Annotated in this window: 9 protein-coding genes; 1 reads left to right on the forward strand and 8 read right to left on the reverse strand. The window is 48.7% G+C overall.

Features of this window, described 5'->3' with window-relative positions; all coding sequences use genetic code 11:
• From HUU58_13400 to HUU58_13435, 8 genes are all read right to left on the reverse strand, one after another.
• The coding region (locus tag HUU58_13400; protein NUN46666.1) for a VCBS repeat-containing protein at positions 1–11,598 on the reverse strand (11,598 nt) is incomplete at its 3' end.
• Positions 11,599–11,774: 176 nt separating this feature from the next.
• Positions 11,775–12,527 carry a hypothetical protein gene (locus HUU58_13405; protein ID NUN46667.1) on the reverse strand — a complete coding sequence of 251 codons (753 nt, stop codon included), beginning with the start codon at positions 12,525–12,527 and terminating at the stop codon, positions 11,775–11,777.
• A 323-nt stretch (positions 12,528–12,850) separates the two neighbouring features.
• Positions 12,851–14,086 carry a tetratricopeptide repeat protein gene (locus tag HUU58_13410; GenBank protein ID NUN46668.1) on the reverse strand — a complete coding sequence of 412 codons (1,236 nt, stop codon included), beginning with the start codon at positions 14,084–14,086 and terminating at the stop codon, positions 12,851–12,853.
• Between the two features lie 15 nt (positions 14,087–14,101).
• Positions 14,102–17,137 carry a T9SS type A sorting domain-containing protein gene (locus HUU58_13415; protein ID NUN46669.1) on the reverse strand — a complete coding sequence of 1,012 codons (3,036 nt, stop codon included), beginning with the start codon at positions 17,135–17,137 and terminating at the stop codon, positions 14,102–14,104.
• A 109-nt stretch (positions 17,138–17,246) separates the two neighbouring features.
• Positions 17,247–17,702, reverse strand: coding sequence for a molybdenum cofactor biosynthesis protein MoaE (locus HUU58_13420; GenBank protein NUN46670.1), 456 nt, complete (start codon positions 17,700–17,702; stop codon positions 17,247–17,249).
• A 4-nt stretch (positions 17,703–17,706) separates the two neighbouring features.
• Positions 17,707–17,955, reverse strand: coding sequence for a molybdopterin converting factor subunit 1 (gene moaD, locus HUU58_13425; protein ID NUN46671.1), 249 nt, complete (start codon positions 17,953–17,955; stop codon positions 17,707–17,709).
• 5 nt (positions 17,956–17,960) lie between these two features.
• Positions 17,961–23,600 carry a hypothetical protein gene (locus HUU58_13430; GenBank protein ID NUN46672.1) on the reverse strand — a complete coding sequence of 1,880 codons (5,640 nt, stop codon included), beginning with the start codon at positions 23,598–23,600 and terminating at the stop codon, positions 17,961–17,963.
• A 10-nt stretch (positions 23,601–23,610) separates the two neighbouring features.
• On the reverse strand, positions 23,611–23,889 hold the full coding sequence (locus tag HUU58_13435; protein ID NUN46673.1) for a SemiSWEET transporter: 279 nt from the start codon (positions 23,887–23,889) through the stop codon (positions 23,611–23,613).
• 85 nt (positions 23,890–23,974) lie between these two features.
• On the opposite strand from HUU58_13435, the gene HUU58_13440 reads away from it, so the two are divergent.
• A complete protein-coding gene (locus tag HUU58_13440) occupies positions 23,975–24,460 on the forward strand; it encodes a hypothetical protein (GenBank protein NUN46674.1) in 486 nt (161 codons plus the stop codon).
• Positions 24,461–24,502 lie beyond the last annotated feature (42 nt).

Here is a 24,502-nt window from a genome sequence, read left to right on the forward strand (position 1 = left end):
TCGTATCGTATCCGCTCCGCTATGGGACTCCGCATACGTCACCGCATCACGCAGTGAACCGGCACCGGCATCGTTGGTATTGATGACTAATAGCGGATCAACCGCAATGGCTAACACGGGCGCCGAAAAAGCCGATGAATGAAAGAAACTGTCCTGTATGGCGGTATAATACATACCCGGTATGGGCGGTACTTTTATAGACCAATTACCCGACGCATCGGCATAAACTGAGTCGAGATAAATACGGCCTTGATCTGCCGAATCAGCATAAATTTGAATAAGAGCGTTTTTACCTGAATAACCGCTGACTGTAGAATCAAAATCAACGGACGTGATGACAGGCGCCCATACATTCTGATGTGCACCCGCAACGAGTGAAATACCACCGCCGCCATTGGAATAAATCTCGTTGGCGAAGAAGTGATCGCTATCCACCTGAAATCCGGTTTGATCGGCGGTAATTCCAAAATTCGTATTATAGGCTATCCGATTTCGGGTTATTTCGTTGTTGTGCGCAAAGGTCGAAATACCTGCAATAAAGACTCCGTTGCCCGCATTACCCAGCGCAGTGACGCTGTCAATGGCAACGCCAATCAGGTTATGCAAGACGACATTGTACGCAGATATGCCGGTATTGCCAATAATCGCAATACCGTTACCGCTATTTCCGGAAATTACATTTCCGGAACCAATTTCTCCAACTTGATTCGCTGAACCGCCGTCAATTTGAATCCCGTCGTTGCCGTTGGGTATAGCCGTGCTACCGGAAAGATCCGTGCCGATCAAATTTCCAATAATCAAATTGCTGTCGGTTCCAACATCCTGAATACGAATTCCCTGATTGAAATTTCCTGACACGATATTTCCGCCGGAACCGGTGTTATTCCCAATAAGAGCGTATTGAGTCCCGTTTTCAATAACGATACCGATATTATTGGGAAGGGCCACAGCTCCGGTGCGGTCCACACCCACAAAATTCTGAAACACCATCGTTGAGTCCGCATCGTTTAGAATGATTCCATTGCCGCTATTACCGGCAATCACGTTGGCGGCCGCCCCGGCATTGAGTCCTATCTGATTGTTCACACTGCCGTATACACCGATACCGTTACCGGTTCCGAGGCTGATGGTTCCGGTCGAATCGGTGCCTACATAATTACCCGCTACAAGATTGTAATTTGAATTATTCTGAATATAGATTTGCACAGGGAAGTCTGCACCCGAACCGTTATTTCCAAAAACATTACGCCCCGCGTCCGTTCCGTCTCCTACGACGTTATAGGAGCTGTTATCCAGTGTAACACCAGAACCTGCTCCTCCTCCTGACCAATTGGGCATGGCGGCTAAACCGGTAATATCTGTTCCCACAAAATTTCCCAAAATCGAGGTACCGGAAGAATTTTCAACCATGATGCCAGCGCCGTTAAGTACGTTGGAAGAATTATTTGAAATAATATTTCTACCGGCCGGAGTTCCGTCGCCGATCATATTGCCCACGGCATTGAGAATATGAATTCCATAATCCTGATTGCCCATCGCAAGCGTCCCACTGGAGTCAGTGCCGATAAGATTTCTGGCCACAATATTGCTATCAGATTGTATCAGAACCCCACTGTTCATATTGCCAGAAATGACGTTATATTCAGAAGACAGCGGATCCCCGATTCGGTTGTATTTGGCGCCACTACTGATGACAACCCCGTGACTGTTTGCACTAGTTGTAACTCCATCGAGCGTACCAATCCAATTGCCAGCAACGACATTTGAGTCTGTTCCCGTATGTTCAATGACTATACCCGGAGCCTGCCCACTGCCACTGTTACTTGCAATAATAATATTGCGCCCGCTTATCGTACCATCCCCAATTTTGTTTCCCTTCGCACCGTTGATGAGGTGCACCCCAATATTATTAGCGTAAAGGTAATTGCCTATGATCAGATTATATCTGCCACTATCAATATCGATACCGCTTGCGCCGGTCAAGAATTCAAGAATACCAAGGTGTTTGATCGTGTTGTAGGATGAAGCTATATAAAGACCAAAGTCAAGAGTGGACCCACCGCTGATGAAAATATCATCGGCTATACCATTTCCGTTGATGTCGCCATCGATCACAGTGCCGTTATCCGTCAAATGAGGAAGTTCCGATGCCACATAAATAGTCTGCCCGGAAACTGAAGCGTCAAACCGTATCGTATCCAGCCCTGCATTGGAATTCGCGAAATTAATAGCATTTCGCAGTGTGCCAAACGAGCCGTCATCCAACACGGAAGTAATCAGCAAAGGATCGCTGAATGTCAAACTATCCGGTATGCTGAAACCAGACGTCCGCCCGACGCTGCTCTGCAATGCCGTCAGGAATGGCGCCTCACCGCCAAGCAGGGTCACAGGTACGGCAAAATTGCCCGCGCCATCAGCAACGCCGGTTCCGATGCGAAGCCGCCCTTGATTCGTGGAATCCACGTAGATTTGAACGAACGCGTTGGGGTCCGACGTTCCGTGAACCACGGAATCCATACTCATGAAAGAAATCATCGGAGGGGTTATACTGCCATTGGAGCCGGCAACGTAATTCATGCCGCCGAGGTTGTTGCTGTAGATACGGTTTCCGTGGGCAATCATACTGTCCGCGCTCGCACTGCCGTCCATTTCGATTCCGTGGAAATTATTGAAGGCAATGGCATTGTCCAACAACAGATTCCGCCTGGCGCCGAGCAGCGAATAGATCCGAACGCCCATCTGGTTATTGCCAACGGGGGTAACGCCATCAGCACCCACGCCGATATTATTATTAATGATCGTGTTTTCGTCCGCAAGGCCGCCATTCGAGAATATGAAGATTCCATGATTTGCGTTCCCGGAAATCGTGTTGCCGTTACCGATCGTATTAACGCTTGCATTCTGCAATTGGATACCCATCCCAACGTTTGCGAGAGGCGCGTTACCTGAGATGTCCACGCCAATGAAGTTGTCTTCAATCACGTTGGAATCTGACCATATTTCGATGCCGTTGCCTGTATTGCCGGAGATAATGTTTCCGAGACCGGGCTTGCCGATAAAATTCGCGTTAGAACCCGCATCAAAGTAAATTCCGCGTTCGTTGGGAATCGCCGCTGTGCCGCTGAAATCGGTACCGATCTTATTATCGAAAATTTCTACTTCTTTTGCATAATAGGAAAAACCGGTGTAGCCAAAATTGATGGCCAGGGCGCCCGCGCCGCTCCATCCGGAAATAATATTACTATGAATCTTCAGACCACGTCCGTTTTGAATGTAGATACCCGAAAGATGACTTGGGGCATAGGTTAGGGGCGCCGATCCAGCCGCATTCGTTCCGATCTTGTTGTCGACAATCTTGGTCGAATCAAGATCATTGGAACTGCCGTAAAAAAATATTCCATAACCCCGCGCTGAAATGACGTTGCCTCGTATTTCGTGTTGCCCGCCGCCAGCTGGCGCCAGGATGTCGATGTTGTTCACGTTGCTGTAGAGTGCCGTTCCGTCGGTACCGATATAATTATAGAGTATTTTCGCCCGGCGTGCCGCATTCGAAATCGTCAGTGCCGCTTCGGAACCCTGCACAAACCGAATGATCGTCAAACCCTTGATGGTAATATCGTTTGCGGCAACGCGCACGAATGCTTCGTTGATACCGTTGTTGATCCCGTCGATTACAACGTCGGGAATGTTGTCGGTATTATAGTCTCCATTGATAAATAGAGAATCATCGGTAATGTCGGGTAACTGAGAGGCGAGTAAGACGGAATCGACTGATACATTGAAAATGATCGTATCAGGACCGGCGTGAGAGTTGGCATAGTCGATTGCGTCGCGCAGTGATCCGCTACCGCCATCCCCTTTTGATGTAACCAAAGTTGTTGTCGGCAAAATGACCGCGTTTTTGAGAACATAGATTACATTCGCAGTATTGTCGGCGGCGGCAATTTCCATGGTCGCTGTGCCTGAAAAATTTCCTGATGAAAGGATAACACCGCCGTTGCCCGTGCCGTAGGAAGAACCTGCTACGAAGTTACCGGCGCCATCATTGACGATCGTCTGGACATTCGTGGATCCGTAGTTCACGGCAGCCACGTCCATGTCGCCATCTCCTTCAAAATCACCCAAAGTTATGGATTGCGGTAATGAACCGACGCCAATTTCGTTGCCGGAGAATCCACCGACGCCGTCATTCAATCTGATCCCTACGTTACCGCTGTTCTCATTACAAAAAGCAATATCCATAAGCCCGTCGCCGTTGAAATCGGCCGCACGGATGGCTCTCGGCTGGATCCCGTTGGTCGTAAAATCTCCGCCGCCGCTGAAGATGCCTGTCCCGTCATTGTAACGTATCGAAAATGTTCCACTGCTGTAGTTCGAAGCGGCGAGATCAAGATCACCGTCATTGTCAAAATCGGCAACTGTGATGAAGTACGGATTATTCTGAAGATTGATCACACCGCCAAGGCTGAAAACCGTTCCCGTTCCATCGTTAAACCGAACTCTCAATTCAGTTCCGCTTTCCGTGGATATGATGTCAACGTCACCGTCACCGTCAAAATCGCCGGCCGCAACGGTCAACTGAGCTACACCCGTGCTGATATTGGCAAGCACACCAAAATTGCCGCTTCCGTCGTTGGAGCGAAGGGATATGTCCGAACTGGAATTATTGGCAACCGCAATGTCAACGTCGCCATCGCCGTCAAAATCAGCAGACGCGATCTCATAAGGTAGACTGCCCACCGCTACGTTTGACAAAACGGTGAAGCCGCCGGAGCCGTCATTAATGGCAATGGAAACATCGTTCGTCGATTGATTGACAACCGCCATATCCAGACTTCCGTCGTTATTGAAGTCGGCAGCCGCAATGGCTTTTGGAAAAGTTCCCACGACAACGGTATCGCCCGCGGAAAAGAAACCCGTCGCAAGATTCGTCTGAACATAGAACTGCCATGAATATGGTTTAAGCGTATCGCTGCTTATGGCTAATATACCCCGGGTCAAAGTGACGGTAACAAGTTCACCGGGAATAAAATCCGTATTGGGGTCAATATTTGCCGTTTGCGCACCGTATCCGTATGTAAAAGTATGATCACCGCTTTGCGCACCACGAATGAGAATATTTCTCGAATTCAGACTATCCGTTAGAATATCCGATGTGAAATTTACAATAATATTGCTGTTTGCTGGAATAGAAAGCCCATTGGCCGATGGTGTGGTCGAGACGATTGACAGCGGAGGCGCCATCGCGCCGGATAAGACATATGTCGGGCCATTGAACAGCGTGAGATTTCGACTATTTGGTGTTGCGTCGAATGTTGTTGAACCGGCTCCTTCATCAAAATGCCAGTTCGCCAAAAGACCAGCTTCGTCCCCGCGTGATGGGCTAGCCTGAACCGATGCCATTTCCGCATCCGTCAACCCGCGGTTCCAGATCCGCATTTCATCGATCTGACCTTCAAAATGCAGGCTATTGTATGGATTCACACCGACACCGATGGAGCCGGATGTAATATTCTGGACATTTCCACTGACTACAGAATCTACAACAACACCATTCTTATAGGCGTAAAGCTGACCATTGCGAAGAACGACCGCCACATGCGTCCAGACGTCATTCGTATATGGAATTCCTACAAATATTTGGCTCCCGTCCCATAGATAGGCCCAAATACGGTCCTGGCCGGTATAATCACCGCGCGTTAATCCGAGATAACCTCCGGCATCAAGGATAATCCCTTGGCCTTCATAGATCGTGGAAATCGACGGAGACGTACCGTTTGGCTTAACCCAGCCGCTGATCGTGACCGATGACGGGTCAACGCCCAAGTTCTGGTATGACGTAAAGATCGCCGCCTCATCATCAATGCCCTCAAGACTCAGCGCCTGACCGGCACCCGCTACCGGAACCGCCGCGTCTTCATTGGAGTAGCCGCTTTCATCGGTAGCATTGATTGCTTTGATACGGAAATAATATAACGTTCCGTTAACAAGTCCCGTAATCGTCTTGTTTGTTCCAACTGAAGAATCCGTCTGTACCATAGGATTGGGATTGACGTCATGATAAATGCGGTATAATGTTGCGCCAGGTGCAGCGCTCCAGTTCAATTCGACCTGCCCATTTTGAGCTACCGCATATAAACCGCTTGGTGACGGTAGAATCGCATCATTGAATGCAATCGAGACATCATTGGAACCCGCATTTGGCGTAATCAGATCGATAGAACCGTCGCCGTCAAGATCCGCTGCGGCAATATCATAAGGCTGTGATCCGACAGAGATCGCTGTGCTTCCTGAAAAATTGGCCGCGCCGTCGTTATAACGTACAGAAACCGTATTGGCATTCCAATCTGCCGTCGCAAAATCCACATCGCCATCGCCGTCAAGATCACTGGCAACCAGTGAGTAAGGAAACAGGCCGACCGTCGGTGTTTGACCGCCGAAAAAGTTTCCTGACCCGTCATTCAACACTACCGATGCGTCATTGGACCCGACGTTTGCCGTCAGAATATCGATATCTCCATCGCCATCCAAATCTGCCGCCTGAATGCCCTGCGGATTGGTTCCAACAGCCGGATCGGATGCAATCGGGAAATTACCCGCGCCGTCATTCAGACGAACCGATATGCTGTTTGCCCCCACATTGGCCGTCGCAAAATCCATATCGCCGTCGCTGTCAAAATCGCCCGTCGTAATATCATACGGCGTTGTTTGGACAGAAACCGTAGCGCCGCCGGTAAAATTTGCCGCGCCGTCGTTGATCAAAACGCTCACATTATTTGAATTCGCGTTCGCCACAACCAGATCAAGGTCCCCGTCGCCGTCAATATCAGCGGATTGAACAGCATACGGACCGGAGCCTACTGCAACACTTGGTCCTGAAAAATTACCGGCTCCGTCGTTAAGCAGTGTCGTAACAGTATTACCGCCGGCGTCGGCGGTAACAATATCCATATCGCCGTCATTGTCGAGATCGGCCACATGAGGACCGTACGGATTGGTTCCAACCGGAACCGTATAACTTGATAAAATTCCGCCGATGCCGTCGTTAAGAATGATCGTGACTTCACTCGGTGAAACATTAGTGGCCACGATATCGATCGTACCATCCAGGTTAAAATCTGCCGTCGCAACGCCGCCAGGGTTTGTCCCGGCGGCAAGATTTGATGCCGGTAAAGAATAGGACGCCGCGGCAAAGGACGGCGCGGCCGTAAATTGAAATTGAATATTCCTCAAAATATTTCCGCTGACGGCGACATTTGAAGCGCCAGACATGATCACAGTAACCACTTCACCCGGTTTAAAATTGGCCGTCGGATCAATCGTCAAAGTATACAAGACATTATCATAAAACAGCGATGTATTCATATAGCCGCTCAGCGAACCAAAAACTTTGGCGTCGAATGAACTCATATCTTCAGGATATTCCACCACAATGTTGGCCGTAGGATTGATTCCAACGGTGTTTGGGATCGGAATGACAGAAGTAGGAACGATATAATTGTTATTTTTTAAGACTGTCGTATTTCCGCTGACCGAACCGTCGACGCGGATTATATCGATGTCGCCGTCATTGTCTACGTCTCCTCCATCGATTGACCATGCAGGCCCTGGCCCGACGAACGCGTTATAAGAACCCGAAAAGTTGGCGGACCCGTCATTAATGCGAATCGAAACTGTAGTTGCCCCGCCTGTATTTCCGGCCGCGATGTCCACATCGCCGTCGCCGTCAAGATCACCGAGAAATACTGAGCGTGGAGAAACCAGACCGCTAATGTCGGAACCACCGGAAAAAACACCTGTGCCGTCGTTGAGGCGGACGGATATATCGCTTCCGCCCTCGTTGGCCGTGACCAGATCTAGATCGGTATCGGCGTCCAGATCAGCCAGTCTGACCATGACCGGACCAAAACTTACAGAAGAAGTCCCTCCGGAAGAAAAACCCGCCGCGCCGTCGTTGAGCAAAATGGATACTGTGTTGTCGTTATAATTCGACGCAAGCAGGTCAATGTCCCCATCGCTGTCAACATCTCCTCCCGTTACGCCGACCGCAAGATTTCCCACCGCCACATCGGTAGTTCCGGAAAAATTACCTGCGCCGTCGTTGAGACGGATCGACACGTTATTCGATCCGCTGTTGGCCGTGACAAAATCAACATCGCCGTCGCCGTCAAAGTCCGCTGCAAAAACAGATTGGCCGTTTCCTCCGATCGCAAAATTATTTGGGCCTGAAAAACTACCTAAACCATTATTGATATAGGACGCTACAAAACCGGAGGAAGCTATTAATAGGTCCAAATCACCGTCATTGTCAATATCGGCGGCTGTCACGGCTCTTGAATTTGTTCCGGATGAAAGATCAGTACTGCCGGAAAAATTGCCTGTTCCATCATTGAACCGAATCGAGACAGTTCCATCGACATCATTGGCCGCAGCCATATCAAGATCACCGTCCCCGTCCAGATCGGCCAGACTGACTCCGAACGGAGTGGAGCCGACCGTTGCTCCGGGCAGCGTGGTGAAAGTTCCCGTCGCAGGGAAAGCACCAACGGTAAATTGCCAGGAATAGGGGTTGAGCGTATCCGTGTTGGTAGCGATGATACCGTCGGTGAGTGTGACCGTTACTACTTCACCAAATTTGAAATCGGTATCGGGATCGATGGATAAGCTGGCTTCGTAAAAGTAATTAGCCGTATGTAACCCGCTGTGGGAACCGCGGATCTTGATCGTGGCATTATTTAAAGTGGCCACATTGATATCTTGAGGAAAATTGACGAAGATATTCGATGAAATGCCTACATTACCCTGATTTTGCAGCGGAGTTACGGATGTAACATTGAAATAACCGGGAGCATTTATTAGGATCGAAACATCATTTGAAACGCTGTTCGCGGTTGCAAGATCCATATCCCCATCCCCGTCAAAGTCCGCCGCATAGACGGAAAGGGGACTCCACCCCACCGCGACATCGGTAGTTCCTGAGAAATTGCCTGCGCCGTCATTGAGGCGTATCGAAACATAATCACTCAAATCTGCCGTCGCGATGTCCATATCCCCATCCCCGTCAAAATCCGCCGCATAGACTGAAGATGGACCACTCCCAACATATACAGTGGTACTTCCGGAAAAATTACCGGCGCCGTCATTCAGGCGTATCGAAACACTATTTGAACCACTATTGGCCGCAGCGATGTCCATGTCCCCGTCGCCGTCAAAATCTGCGGCATACACTGATTGTGGATTTGTTTCCACCACGATATCGGTCGTCCCTGAAAAGTTCCCTGACCCGTCATTTAGGCGTATCGAAACATCATTTGAGCTGAAGTTAGCCGTCGCGATATCTATGTCTCCGTCGCCGTCAAGATCTGCCGCATAAACTGAATACGGTACCGACCCAGACGGAACATCAGTGGTCCCCGAAAAATTACCCGCACCATCATTCATTCGAATGGATACCGTACTCGAACCTGTGTTTGCCACCGCTATGTCCATGTCGCCGTCGCCATCAAAATCCGCCACATAGACGGATTGTGGTCCTGTGCCAACCCCGACATTCGTGCTTCCGGAAAAATTTCCAGCGCCGTCATTCAGGCGTATCGAAACACTATTTGAACTTGGATTTGCTGTCGCGACGTCCACGTCCCCATCGCCGTCAAAATCTGCGGCATACACTGAAAATGCGCCTGACGCAACCGCGACATCGGTGCTTCCCGAAAAATTACCTGCTCCGTCATTCAGGCGTATCGAAACATTACTTGAACCCCCGTTTGCCGTCGCGATATCCATATCCCCATCCCCGTCAAAGTCCGCCGCATAGACGGATCGTGGATTGGTCCCTACCCCGAAGTTGCTAGCTACCTGCGGGAATGTTGCCGGCGCAATATCAGATGCAACTGTGAATTGCGTGACGTACGTTTTCAGAGTATCCGTATCCGTGGCCCTGATACCGCTTGTCAGAATAACCGAAACGGCTTCACCGGGTTTGAAATCAACATCCGGATTGATCGTCACCGTTAAGCCGCTGGGTGTGTATGAAGCAGAATGAAGTCCGCTCTGTGAACCGTATACTTTCATATTCGAAGCTGTCAATGTACCAACATTGACGACTTGTGAGAAAGTCACTGTGATGCCGCTGTTTGAACTGATGTTTCGTGCGTTCTGTCCCGGCACCGTGGAGGCCACCGTGAAATACGGATTGTTGACGCCAAGATCGCCCTGCGAAGTCATCAATTGGGCATAAACGTCATAATTTCCGCTCCTCTGATCCGACCAAATAACGATCGCATTCCCGGAGCCGTCGTGTACCATCGTATGCCAGAATTGATAACCGTTTGCAGAACAAACAACATTGCCGTTTGGCGACCAAAGAATATTTCCGGATCCGTCTATACGCTGGGCAAAAATGTCTGCGTCGATGGCGGGGGTCGCATACCATGAAACAAATATCCCGCCTGCGCCGTCGGATGTGATAACGGCTTCATCGGGAGAACCGTTCGTGCTGGCGGCCACACCATTGGCCGGCCACAGAGCGACGCCGGAAGAGTTAAGTCTTTGCGCATAGATCCCCGCGCCGGCGCTTCGGGTGTCATACCATCCTATAAATACTCCGCCTGATCCGTCCGCTACAAGACTTGGGATCTGTTGAAATCCGTCCGCAACAGCAACGGCAACGCCGTTTACGCCCCACTGCAGAGCGCCTGCGCTGCTTACACGCTGGGCAAAGAGATCGAAATCTCCATTACGCGTATCCCGCCATGCGATAAAGGCTCCACCTGATCCGTCGGCGACAATTGAAGGGTAGTCTTGATAACTTGCAAAGGTACTGATAGCTTCACCGTCAACCGTCCATTGCGTGACACCGACATTGTTGATCCTTTGTGCATAGATCCGATTATCCGTGCCGTTTCGAAAATCATGCCATGTGATGATCGCGCCGCCCGAGCCGTCGTCGGTTATCCCGCCAATGGTTTGGTTGTCAGTTGCGACGCAAATGGAAACGCCATCGACCGTCCATTGAGGAACCCCAGTCGCGTTGACCTTTTGTACATATATATCTGTTGCACCGCCCCTATTGTCGTTCCATGCAATTACGGCTCCGCCCGAGCCGTCGGCGGCAATTCGTGCATCCGTTTGATTGCCGCTCGCGCCGGTTATCTGCACTCCGTTCGCCGTCCAAAGTACAGTTCCGCTTGCATCGATCCGTTGCGCATATATGTCGTAATTAGCACCGCCGTTCCGGTTATCCGTCCACGTTATAATGGCACCGCCGTTGTTATCGGTTACGATCTTCGGACTTGACTGCCCGCTGGTCGCATTACTGATGACCACGCCGTCAACTGTCCAGAGAGGCGCGCCGGTTGCGTTCAATCGTTGGGCGTAGATATCGGGATTGGCGCCGCCGCGGTAATCTTCCCATACAATGAAAACCCCGCCGCTGCCGTCTGGAATAGCCTGAGGGTATCTTTGATCCCCAAATGTCGTAGATACGGGATTACTAACTGTTGGATTCGTTGACCATTGGGCCGACACACTTCCGATGCCGGTAAGACCCATGACCGCTGCGGCCATGGTTATTTTGACTAACACGCGTGCAAGTTTCATCCTCGAAACGTGGAAACGGAATAGATTTGGAATATCATGGCGAATTGATAAAACCAATTCATAAAGTCGTGGCAATCCGTTCATGGATGAACTCCGATATAATGAAAGAATGGAATATGCGAGCTAATACTTAATTATGTCAAAATCAATGTCAACATTTCTACCGTGAAAAAACGCTAAAAAATATGTACTCCTTTGATGCGGCGCACTGCGGCAATCCCAGTTCCGGTCGCATGGTAAAACAGAGGCTCCAAAAAATGAGAAGAATGAAATGTAAAAGCTTGGGAACAACACATATCATCAGGGACGGGATATTGGCAGGCCATGGAAACTTCATTCCAGTGCAATGGCTCTTGAATTTTCGTAATCACCTCGAATGAAGCGGACGAAGCTGGAACCGTGGATATGCCAAAACGACATGATGCTTCGATACACTGCGTATAAATAACCTGATCAAATGTATCGTGCCATTCATCCGTCCATGCGATAATCACACCGCCAAAAATTTCCTCGCCCATGGCCGGGAAGGTTTGCTGGCCCGCAACCGAAGTGATTGCATCACGATTGCTCATCACCAGAACTGATCCCGAGCCGTCACTCCGTCGGGCACATATGTGCTCCGGCAATGATCTCTCGTCATTGCAGACAATATTAGCGTTGCAATTTTCGCCGATGCTAATTCTATTGGTAAATCGGCCTTTCGATACCGTATAGATAGCCGCGTCATCGGTCGCACTTGATACAACACCTGACATGTTTATCAGTTGTGCAAAAATCGTATTGCTTCCGATCATGAGCATCGCAACTACAACACGGCCTATCTTACAAAAGACCTTTGCGGGTGATTGCCGATAAGGTAATTGGTTGTCAAAAAGAAATGCGTTTTGCGATGGGTTGGAAAGACCGATCGAGCGTAAATACGAGATCACGGATATCTCCATAGATGTGGATATTATATAACCGTTTCTCTAATCGCGCAGACTATAAAAACGCAATATACAAAACGCACGAAGCGTGTATATCGAAAGAAACGTCAAATTTCGTTTTTGCAGGCTGAGAACAGCGCCCGCTCATGGGATTGTAAAGGACGTATTTTCCTCAAAACACGTCCGCGTGAGAATACAAAACTCTATTTGATATGCTGTGACTCATTATCACAACATCAAAAAACTGTAGGACTAAATTACCGCAAAGGGCGCGCAGTGTCAAGCCCTTTGCCGATCCATGAATATGGGATCGCAAAACTTCTTTTTTACTGCGGCGTTGGGAAGTCCGGGGGACCACCTCCGAGCGGACCGGACGAACTGCCTCCGCCGCCGCCAACCAAACTCAGCAGCAGTAACACGGCCAATGCACCGCCTGCGATTCCGCCGGCTATTAATAGCGGACGACGGGAACGCTTGATTTCGCGGGCTTTGATATCAGCTTGTTTGGCTTCCATTTCTTCCGTCAGATAACTGTGCGGGATCACCGTCGTGTATCCCGACGCGATAGTCACACTGTCATCCGCAGGCAATGTACTGCCGGCACAGAATGCCTCCGCAGCGGCGCGGTATGTTTTACTGAAATCGGCGGAAGTATCTTTAGCCACGCCTGTCAAGCGTCGAATTACGTTGACCGACGGTTCATATCCGGGGAAATAGTGAAGACTGGCACAAGCGTATTGAAGTGCCATCGTTTTATAATGCTCTTCTTTTTTTATTTGATACAGCGTTTCGCACACATCGGCCAAATGGTAATACGGGCTGAAAATGTCTATCGCTTCCGTACGGTAGCTGATCGCGCGTATCAGTTGATTATAAGCTACGGTATCTTTGTGCTGCACATTAAAGATATTCCCAAGGCTTTTGTAGGATTCATACAAATCGGTGTACGTCTTTTTTCCTTTTTCCATCATACGCATGCCTTCGCTGAAACGATCAGCCAAATCCGGATTCCCCATCGTCAGAAATCCGACGCGATAATCGGACGTAGAAAAATCTTTATGTTTCGTTATGGCTTTTTCATAAATCGCTTTCACGCCATCGTAGTTTTGACGCTTGGCTTCAAGCATCATCAGTTCGGAATACGCCGGTAAGAACCACGGATCTTTTTCATAGATTTCACGGAGCACGGCTTCACCGAGTTCCGGACCACTTTTTGTAAAATAATACGTATCCCCCTTGGGCGTTTTTTCCGCAAACGTCACGCTGTCCAATTTGAGATACAACTGTGCCAATTTGTATTTTACCGCCACGACACCGGGATTATGCGTAATGATATCTTCAAAAATAACCCGTGCGTTTTCGTATTGCCCTTTGCGCACCAGGTACTCCGCGGCATCATATTTATCGGCATCGGAAAGCTGCGTGTAGCTGGATCCTCCGAGCGCAATGATCAGTTCCGGATTATCCTGAAGCATGGAAGTGCGCGTCGTACCGCAGGAAATCAGCCCTGACATCGTCGTCAGAGCCGCCATCAACATCGTGTAAAAATTTTTACGCATCATACGATTGCTATATCCTTATTTAACCAAAAGCATTTTTCGGGTGAATGATTTACGCAAACCGGTTGTTGTTTCCAGTTCCACGCGATAAAGATAAACACCGGATGAAACCAAAGCGCCACGTTCGTCACGCCCGTCCCATGCCGCCGTACGCAAACCGGTCTCTTGGCGGTCACCGTTTACCAATGTCCGCACTTTTTGCCCAAGCATATTATAAACCGTCAGTGTTACTTTGGCCTGCGAAGCCAGTGCATAACGTATCGTCGTCCCCGGATTGAAAGGGTTGGGGTAGTTTTGCTGCAATTCAAACGCTTTAGGAAGTTGTTCCAATTCCGTTTGTTTACCTGCAAGATACTCCGGAGTTCCCGCCAAAATACGCATCAGCCATTTTGTGCCCGACGGCGGTAAGGACATTGCCGTTTCATGATCAATAAATGAATTCGTACTGACATTGAATAAACGCACGGACCAACCCGGTTCATTATTGACAATCTGCATCGTTAGTTCACCCGACTCCAAACCGGACTCCAATACAAAGTCCGAGGTAATACCCTGCTTATCAAAACGTATCGTTTTGCGATTGAGACCATGATCGCCCGACGGGAAATACACGCCGATGGTTTGCCCTGGGTTCTTAGGCTCCGGTTGTGCAAACGCTTCCGCATCATCGCGATCTAATACAGCCAGCGTAGTATAAAGATCACCGTAGCGAATTTGTTTTTTCAAACCTTCGGCGCTGAGCATGATACGAAATTTTTCACCTTCTAATTGGTTCGATGATTTAGGCATCCAAACAAAATTATCCGGTGTTACGCGAATCGTACGCGCCGCATTACCTTTTACATAAATCGCATACCCGCCAAAAGGCTGCAGCGTGGTGACTTCAGTGCTCCATGCTTCGGTCGCGCCGACGCCATATTCGATCGGCCCGTAAAACGCCGTATCTTCAAGTGCGGCAAAATTAATCGTGAACGGGTATGGGTTTCCTATCAGATTCCATCCCGGGGCCAGTGACATATCAAATCCCGTCGTCAGATTGGTTTTACCCGCTGCCGTATTAATCGGCATATCTACCGGCGACTTGTGATAAAACCACATCCCTGCACCATTGGCCAGGGCTGTGATTTCTGCAGGTTGCGCGTTGTACGCGATATAGTCACCCGAATACACACCGCTTAAAATCGAACTCAAATTTTTGCTATCCAGATCTGCCGGTACAGACACCAAACGCCAACGATTAGATGGAATGCCCGTAGGATATTTAGATCCTGCGAGGGATGAGGCCACAGTCGTAAATGTTACCGGTACGCTACTTGTATCACTGATGGCTGTATTAACTCTGCTATCCCGCGCACGAATATACAAAGCAATACCTTCCGTCGTGATATTCGAATCATGCACGGTAGCGGTAAATGTATTATTCGTACCGGCTGTCATGGTCAGTGAATCATAAGCCGATGTGCCTTTTTGGAAAAATAGTTTTACCCCCGATAGACTGCCATTATCCGTAACCGTCGCTGTCACCGTTAGCGATGCACCCGATGCAACGGATGCCGGAAGGGTAACATTGCTAATCGTCGGTGCGGTCACATCCAAAATATAAGTCACGTTGAATGTATCCGTTACCGTCGAATACCCGTCAAATGCGCTTGCAACGACGGCCGCTGTACCGCTGAACCCGGCCACACTGGCAATGTAAAGTGTATCGTGAGAAATCGTTGCGGTAAGCTCCGCAGGCGTCGTGGAGACCGAATACGTCAACGTCGTATTATCCGCGTCGGAAAAAACATGCGTCAATTTCCGGCGAAACGTCTTTCCGAACCCTTCAAAAAGCGAGGTATCGGGAATGGCATTCGCCACGATCGGCGCTACGCTATGCGTTGTATCACTTGCAGTCGACGATTGCGCGCTAAAACCAAAATTACCTACAGACGAGATTTTATAAAAATAAACGGTATTGGACGAAAGACTGGTATTACTGTAAGTCAGTGTGGGCGCCGCAACGGAATCTACCTGCACATAACCGGAAGCCGCTGTCGTCGAACGATACACGCGGTAACGTGTGATGACACCCGAAGGTTTATTCCAAGCTACATCAATGCGGTTGGTCGTCACACCGGAGGCCGTAACCCCTGTCGGTGTGGATGGCGCAGTACCGGTCACGGTTAGTGTTATTACTTTTCGGCGCAGTGTAGTCCCTATCGCAACCGTATTGGTCACATCGCACGTATAGTTTCCCGCGTCACTGGTTTTCACGGAATCAATGTACAACGTGTCATTATTGGTTGAAGGTATAGCGACATTGTTTTTCTTCCATGAATATTGATTATTGGCGCCACCTGCAGTGACTACTAAAATACGCGAAGACGCCTCCGCTGAGCTGACCGATGCATAACTATCCAAACTGTCCTGGCCGGAGTATGTAAATGTGGCGATACCGACATTGGGTTGAATGTCTTCAAAAGTAAATTTATTACCCGAAAGATTGAGCGAAGTCAATGTGCCGATATTTGAAAGATCAGGAAATACGCTCAGACGATTGTTCTGTACTTCCAGATTTTGCAGGGCGGCAAGATTTCTAAAGGTTACGGGTATAGAATCCGTAAACGCATTGTTATTCAGTGTCAGATCCGTCATGGCGTTAAGATTGCCCAGTGAAGGCGGGATTTGGCCCGAAAGCTGATTATTCTCAAGACCAAGATTGGCCAAATTGGTCAGATTCCCCAAACTGGAAGGAATAGTATTCGTAATGGCATTGCCATACAACTGAAGTGAAATGAGGCTTCCCAAAGTACCGAGTGTAACCGGAATACGTCCGGTCAGATTATTGTTATTCAGATCAATCGCCGTTACACGATTGCCACCGACGGTTACGCCAAACCAAGAGCTCACCGGTCCGGTTTTCCAATTGGTTTTGGTCGTCCAGTTAGTGCCGCCGGTACTGTCATAGAGATTGACCAGCGCCACGGAGTCGGCTGTGAGCACCTGCGCCGATAGCGGTCGCAAACCCCACCCGAAGATAAATGTAAAAACAACGACGAAACATGATTTCATAAAAGCCTCAGTGCATGTTCGCAAACAAATATTAATTCGATGTAAATTATCAGATTTGATTGACGGCAAGATCATTAAAAATTAGTTAAAAAACAATAGCCTAGCAAGTCTATTTTTTAGAAATCGCGGTGGCTCCGGCATGCTGCCACTCCACGCTGCCGTCGGCAAAAAATTCTTTCTTCCAGACCGGCAAATCTCGTTTTATTGCTTCCATAATCCAGCGGCATGCTTCAAATGCTTCGCCCCGATGCCCCGCACCGACGGCGACCACAATACTGGCTTCAGTAACTTTCAGCAAACCGATCCGGTGTACCGCATAAACCTTATTAAGCGGCCATTGCCCGCACGCCGACTGAAGAATCGTGCGCAGTATTTTTTCCGCCATATCAGGATAGGCCTGATAATCTATTTGCTCTACCGGTCTGCCGCCGAATTCGTTGCGCACCGTACCGATAAAAATATTCACAGCACCGTTTTCCGGGCTGAGGCAAAATTGATAAGCCGAATCCGCCGAAAGGGGCGATGTCGTGATCCGGGCAAAAATTTTTTCGTTATCTTCAGGCATAACTTTATCCTCCGCTGACCGGCGGTATAATACACACTTCATCACCGTTTTGAAATTGGACAGCGCCGGCGACGTATTCCATATTTACAGCCAGGCGGCTTTGGTTTTGATATGCCTTCAAGCGCGGAAATTTTTCGGCGATAACTTGCCAAAAAGTTTCTGCATCCGCTGAAGCCGGCAATACAATTACCGCCTCCTCGCATCCGGCCGCTTCACGGCACATCGCAAAAAATTTAACGCGTACATTGATCATGTTCATCATTCCACTGAAATCTGAGTTGCCGTCGTCGTTCCGAAAATCTCCGGATGATACATCGCTTCGGCTTTGGTAGCCGGCAGCGCAAACGTACCGTAGGTCGTCGCACGCACGTAATAGATAAACTTCTGTGTCCCGTTTTCAAAATAGTCAGCAAAAGCCACGACGCGATCATCGCGCATTTCCGAACGTGTAAATCCACCGTACTCCCACCAACGATTTTCGGTCCCACCGCCGTACGAAGATGCCGAAGTTGCCAAATCCGTGTTGATCGCTTCAAATCCCGCCGGCAACGGATCATCCAACACCACATATTGGCGTGCTTGCGCCGTACTGACCGTCAATGTGATTTTATAAATTTTACCGGCTTTATAACGTCCGTCCGTGACGACGTGACCCGAAGCGTCTTGTATCTCTTTGCTCACCCGCAATCCCTCATCGCGTGCCGGAGCATTACCGCCTGAACGCGGCGCATAGGTCATACGCGCATTGTAATATAAACGCCCCGCGCCTGTTTTGGATATATCAAGCGGCAATGCTTTACCGCTCGGAAATTCGGCTAAAGCCGTAAGGGATGTGTGACTCTGTGTCGTCCGGCCCTGATACATTTGGGAGAGCAATTGACGCCCTGCCAAACGCACCGTTGCTTTGAAATCCGGATCCACGTCTTCAAAATTTCTGAAATACGTGCCCAGCGCGTAAAACACATACAAGTTTTCCTGCGTCGTACGCCAGCGTCCTTGTTTACGTTCTTCAAGCATATATTTCACTACTTTTTCAGCCCAAGGTACGTTGGTGCCGTCTAGTTCGATAAACGTTTGCAATATCGCCGCGGTGGTGCGCATCGGCGAATGGAATGACCATTCCGAACCGGGCAAATTCGGCTCTTCAAAATGCGCCGTCGTGGGATTCATTTTAATCGCATTCATCAGATCACGACGTAATGTTTCGGTCATGGCTTTATGACCGCCGCCTTTGACAATCGCTTGCAAAAGCATTGCGCGTGCAAACAAAGGTAATTCGGAACGGCGCTGGAATAACAGTTCGGCGCTGGCCGCATCATACACATCGTGATCGGCCAATATAGCCAATGCAAACGCATTGGTATTGTGCCAATAAAAAACACCATAGCGGTCTACCGGATTATTACGAACAAGCTTTTTCAAATATTCTACGCCGTTGTCCATGATTTCTTTGGGTACATCATAACCGATAGCTTTCGCCTTGGTCAAAGCAAACATCGCATACACACTGACGTAGGGTGATACCGTATTATCGCCGGTCCAATACGAAAAACCACCGCTGTACTTTTGAAATTTGGGAATCTCATTCAGGTATTCTTTAACCGCCGCATCGACCGATTTTGTTTTGTCTTCAAACGGAGTGAGACCAAATGCTGTCACTACGTCACCAAAAAGAATGACCGGTAAAACACGGGAGGTGCGCTGTTCGAGACAACCGTACGGATATTCGAAAAGATATTTTACACTACCGTCAAGGTCAACCAATGCCGTAGACGATGTTTTGATTTCAAAACTTCCCGTGTTTTCAAAAATCGAACCGGGAATGATCACTTGTTCCTGCGTTTTATCCGTCGTACTGCCGGCAAGCGCCACGGTTTCCGTTGGTACGGGCATACGCACCGGTATTGTTATTTCTACGCCATCGCTAAACGACTGCATCTGTGCGGTAAAACTAAACTTCGCCGGCCCGGTCTTAAGCGCACGATATGTAAAACGCACTTCTTGGGATGCACCGGGTTGCAACTCCACCGATTTTTCGTTTGGTCCGATAATTTCGACACCTTCCACCTGTGCGCGTATCGTCGCTGTCCCCGCTTGCGTGGTGTTATTGTGTAGCACTGCGCCGGCTTCCATGGCGTCGTCTATGCGGGCAAAACGCGGTAGTGCAGGCCGAAGCATGAGATCTTTGCTGACCGTAATGGAATGATCGTCACTGCCAAAACGAGAATCGCGGGTATGGGCCACCGCAAATATGCGAAACATAGTGAGGTTGTCCGGCAGTTGTACACGGACACGCGCCTTACCGCGCGCATCGGTGATCACGGAAGGATTCCAGTACACACAGGATTTGAAATCTTTGCGCATGGCAATGCCCGGCATACTTCGCTCGTCACCACCGCCACCGCCGACACCACCCTTTTCTTTAAGATCGCGCTTTACCAGTTGATCCAAAATAAATCGCCGCGATTCGGTCGTAGCAACCTGCAACTCACGTTGTTTGTAAAAATGTGAAAACACATCCGGCGTTTGATATCCCACCAGATTGAGTACGCCGACATCTTCGACATAAAGCGTCACTTCCGCAATTTGACCATACCCTGACTTGTCCGCCACTTCGACGTCCACATCCATCCATTCACCGGGTTGAAATTTATTTTTCGGTGTTTGAATTTTCACGGCCAGTTTGTTAGCCGACGGATCCACAGAAAGGTTGATATAGCCGATTTTAAAAGACGGCTTTCCTATGTCTTCATTTTGATCGGGCACAGGTTCAGCGGTTCGCCCTTGTAAAAGCATCACCGACACAAACGCATTGGGCGCCATCTCGGCCGTAATCGGAATTTCGACCGAAGCGGCATTACCTTTGAGTTCCGTCATGAAATGACGAATAATACCTTCGCGTTCTACACTCACCAGAGCACGCGCGCGCTCATAAGGCGACTTGACGAGTATTTTGGCTTTTTCACCGACTTTATATTGGCTTTTATTCGCAACCAAATCAATCCGGTCGCCATCATTGAGTTTCCATCCAGCATAGGATTCGCCGGTCACATAAACGTAGGATTCTGAAATAATCGTATTGTCGTATGGATCGCTCGAAGTCGCTCTCAAAATATAATAACCCGTCGAGGCTGGGTTCAATTTTTGCGTGACGATCTCCCCCCCGCGCGAGCGTACCGTAAAAACCCCTTCCGTTGTATCGCGCTGAGAAGATGTCCATCGGTACGAACCATCATACGATTTTTCCCGAACGGAATGCCATTCACGGCGAATCAATTCCAATTCAATTTTTTTATCGGCCGTTTTTTTTCCATCAGACGTTACGGCTACGACATCCACCGACAAGGGTTCACCCCATGTCATAAAAGTCGTTGATGGTTTGAGGCCTATATAAAATGCGCCTTGATGTACGCGCACCGTTGTCCGGCCGCTGACATACTGCCTGTTTTTATCTTCTACCGTACCTTCGATGACCAGTTCCGAAGTTTCGGAAACACCGCCGGCATTGAGCACGACTTCGGCATCCATAAGACCGTGTTGATCCAATGTCCCGGAGGAGCTCGCAAGCACCGTTTGATACGCACCACGCCCGTAATACCCGTCGTAATCGTACATTTTACCAAAGAAATACCCGTCATACCCCTCCGGTTGGAATGAGCTGGCATTACGCGTAATACTCCAGTTCATAGATGCATCGGCCATCGGCGCACCAAAAAGATAGTGCGCATCAAAATTAAGTTTGAGCGTCTCACTCCATACGTACTCGGATTTAACCGAATTGATGGTCACCGCACTTTCGACAGGACGAAACTCCTGCACCTGGAACGATTCACCGGTGAGTTCTTTATTTTTATCCGACGTATACAAACGCGCAGAATAATAACCGAGCGGCGCATTTTCAGGAACGGTAAATTCGAAATCCGTTCCTCCAAACGGATTGACTACGATGTCTTGGGCATACACTTCATCGTTGGACGGATTAAAAATACGAGCTTTCAGATTTAGTCCCGTCGGTACGGACCACGCGCCTTTTTGTAAGCGACGCAGCATTGCTTTAAATTGCACTTTATCGCCCGGCCTGTAGATGCCTTGATTGGTAAATAACTTAGACGAAATTTCGTCTTCGGCCGACTGAACATACCACGCATATGGAATATTAAAGCGCCATAAATCAATTTTATTATCCGAGCGCGCGTAGGCTGTTTGATCACCACGCGTTGCAAATACCCACAGCCTCGGTTCGTTGTATGTATCTATCGGTTGGAGACCAAAACCGCTCCAGCCCTGTGTTTCCGCTACGCCATCCGAATTGGTATAACCGCTCCACAACAGATTACCCATATCGTCGCGTATCTGCACAAAGGCGCGTGCAGCACGGCCGTCTTTGAGCTGGCTGACGGCAATAACGCTTTTATCGCGGGCAAATTTTGCCGTAATGCCGATATCCGTGACTTGTATCAGTGCGCGTTGATAGTCATTCCATGTATCATGCTTCATCTGTACGAAGACGAAACCCGACGGTTGGGAGGCCAACGCCGGATCCAATGCGAGCGGATAATATTGTGTCGCATTACGCGGCAGATCGGGACGTTCAGATATCGTATGTGCCCAACGATTAAAACCATTATCGCGATATAAACCCTCTTTGGCTAAACCAATGACTTCCTCTTGGGTGATAACCGCCATTTGAATATCAATATTGCCGGGATTGATCATCGCCACATTCAGATCGTGGCGCAGATACGATTCTAAAACATGTTCTCCGGTTTCAAAATAAACCGACGACGCGTAATCGCCCGTTCTGAAATTCTGCCGAACCGTAACTCCCAAAGCGTTATCAAAAGCATCTTTTATCTCGGGATCAATGGTAATCGTATAATCCGTTTGCGGCTGAAGTTGCGCATAGATACTCGCAGGATACTCCGACGACCACGATGGATATATTTCATTGATCTCGGTATGCGGCGTGATCGTAAGATGCGATTTGAGTTCATCGGCATCTATGCGATTGGTGAACTTTAGTTGAAAAGGACTATTGGGATATTCCGGCGGAATCAATTCCAAAAACTCCAAAGGCCCGTAGGTCGAAATGTCATGCGTCACGCGCTCGGATGACCCTAGCACGCCTTCGCGTCCTTTGAGGCCGGATGCGATCTGCAATTGATAACTCGTCTGCATGCGCAAAGATGTGATCGGTTTTACGCGCACAATGCGCTCAACGGGTGATCCGGCAACCTGGTCATAACCATAGTTGTAATACGTCAGTAAGTCCGCGCTATCGGCCGGTTCGATGCTAACCGGTATATTGGCGCCGTCCTGAATACGAATGAGGCGTATCTTTTCCTTGGCGGAATGAATATCTATCGGTTGATTAAATGTCAGCATGATTTTCGGATTGAGCGTAGTGCCATTCATCTCCGAAATATTATGACTGATCAATTTCGGTCGCATGGTTTCAAACGAAAAAACATACGGCGAAGTCATCGCGCTACCGTCGAGAGCACGCGTGCCTGCCGGTATGGTTACGGTAAATCGTGTATTCAGTGGGAGTTTTTCGGACGGGATAAAAGATAATGTATTCGTTCCCATCCAGCGGAATTTGCCGTTTACTGAGGGACTTATTTCCAGCGGCCCGTCACCGTCGCCTTCCGGCAAAGCGCTCAACGCCACCATCGGTTTTGCAAAAATCACTACAACGGCATAAAGCTGCTGAATATCGGCGACCGTTCCTTGCGGTGTTGCCGACAATACAAAGTCCCCTGAACCGAAAACCGTTTCGGGCATAGGTGTGGCTTGCATAGTGTCCGGTGCAATACAACCATTGAGGTGCATCGAAGATAACAAAACCACCGATATCGATAACAACAGACGTATCATTTTTTTCACTTTAGATCCCATGACCATCTCCCTATTTCCCATTATTTGCTTTTACATTGGAACGATATTTTATTTTAAGCACAATCAACCAAAGATTCAATGCGATGGAAACGATATTAGCCATAATGATAACTAAGTCATCACGCATTACCCCATAGAGCAACCATCCGCTCATCCCGATCAATAAAACGACCGGCTGAGCAATAGCCACATCCTCAACTTTTTTGGTACGAAGGCTTTTTATCACTTGCGGTAGAAAACCAAACGTAGTTAGAATTCCAGAAACCAAACCTACGATCATTGTATCCATGAAGACCATTCAATCATGTTTTGAGTTGAGTTTTTTTTATTTACATTACATTTCAATAACTCATCTGAATAAGGATAAATCATTTATGAAAGACATTTCAGAGGCGATTAATAACCTGCTGAACAAATTCAAAATTTGGGTACTGCTTGGCGGTGTTGTAGTCATAACGATCGCTTTTACGGCCCCCCAATTCCTGTTCATTTTGATATTCCCTCTATTCTTCGGATTATTTTTCTACATATTCAAAAGCTTCGTACAACCCATGATGCGCAGCATGGATGCTCAATTTGGCGTCAAGCTTCCTCCTGAATTCGATGAGAGCCAAGAAACGACTCGCGACATTTCGCGTTGGGATGCAATACTATCGTGCGCTCAATCCAAAGGCGGCCGTCTGACCGCGGCCGATGTTTCGATTTATTTTAATGTGGATCTGCAGACGGCGGAGGTACGTCTCGATCAATGCGTGGAATCAGGACATGCGGAGCTTTATGTAAGCCAATCCGGCGTTAAAGTATATCAATTCTCTCACATTATCAGCGACGACGAAAAAAAACACGCTGAACCAATATAACTTATTTTTAAAGCGCATGGCTCTATACCCATGCGCTTTAAC

The sequence above is a fragment of the bacterium genome (assembly GCA_013360215.1).
In the GTDB taxonomy this organism is placed as follows: Bacteria; CLD3; CLD3; order SB21; family SB21; genus JABWCP01.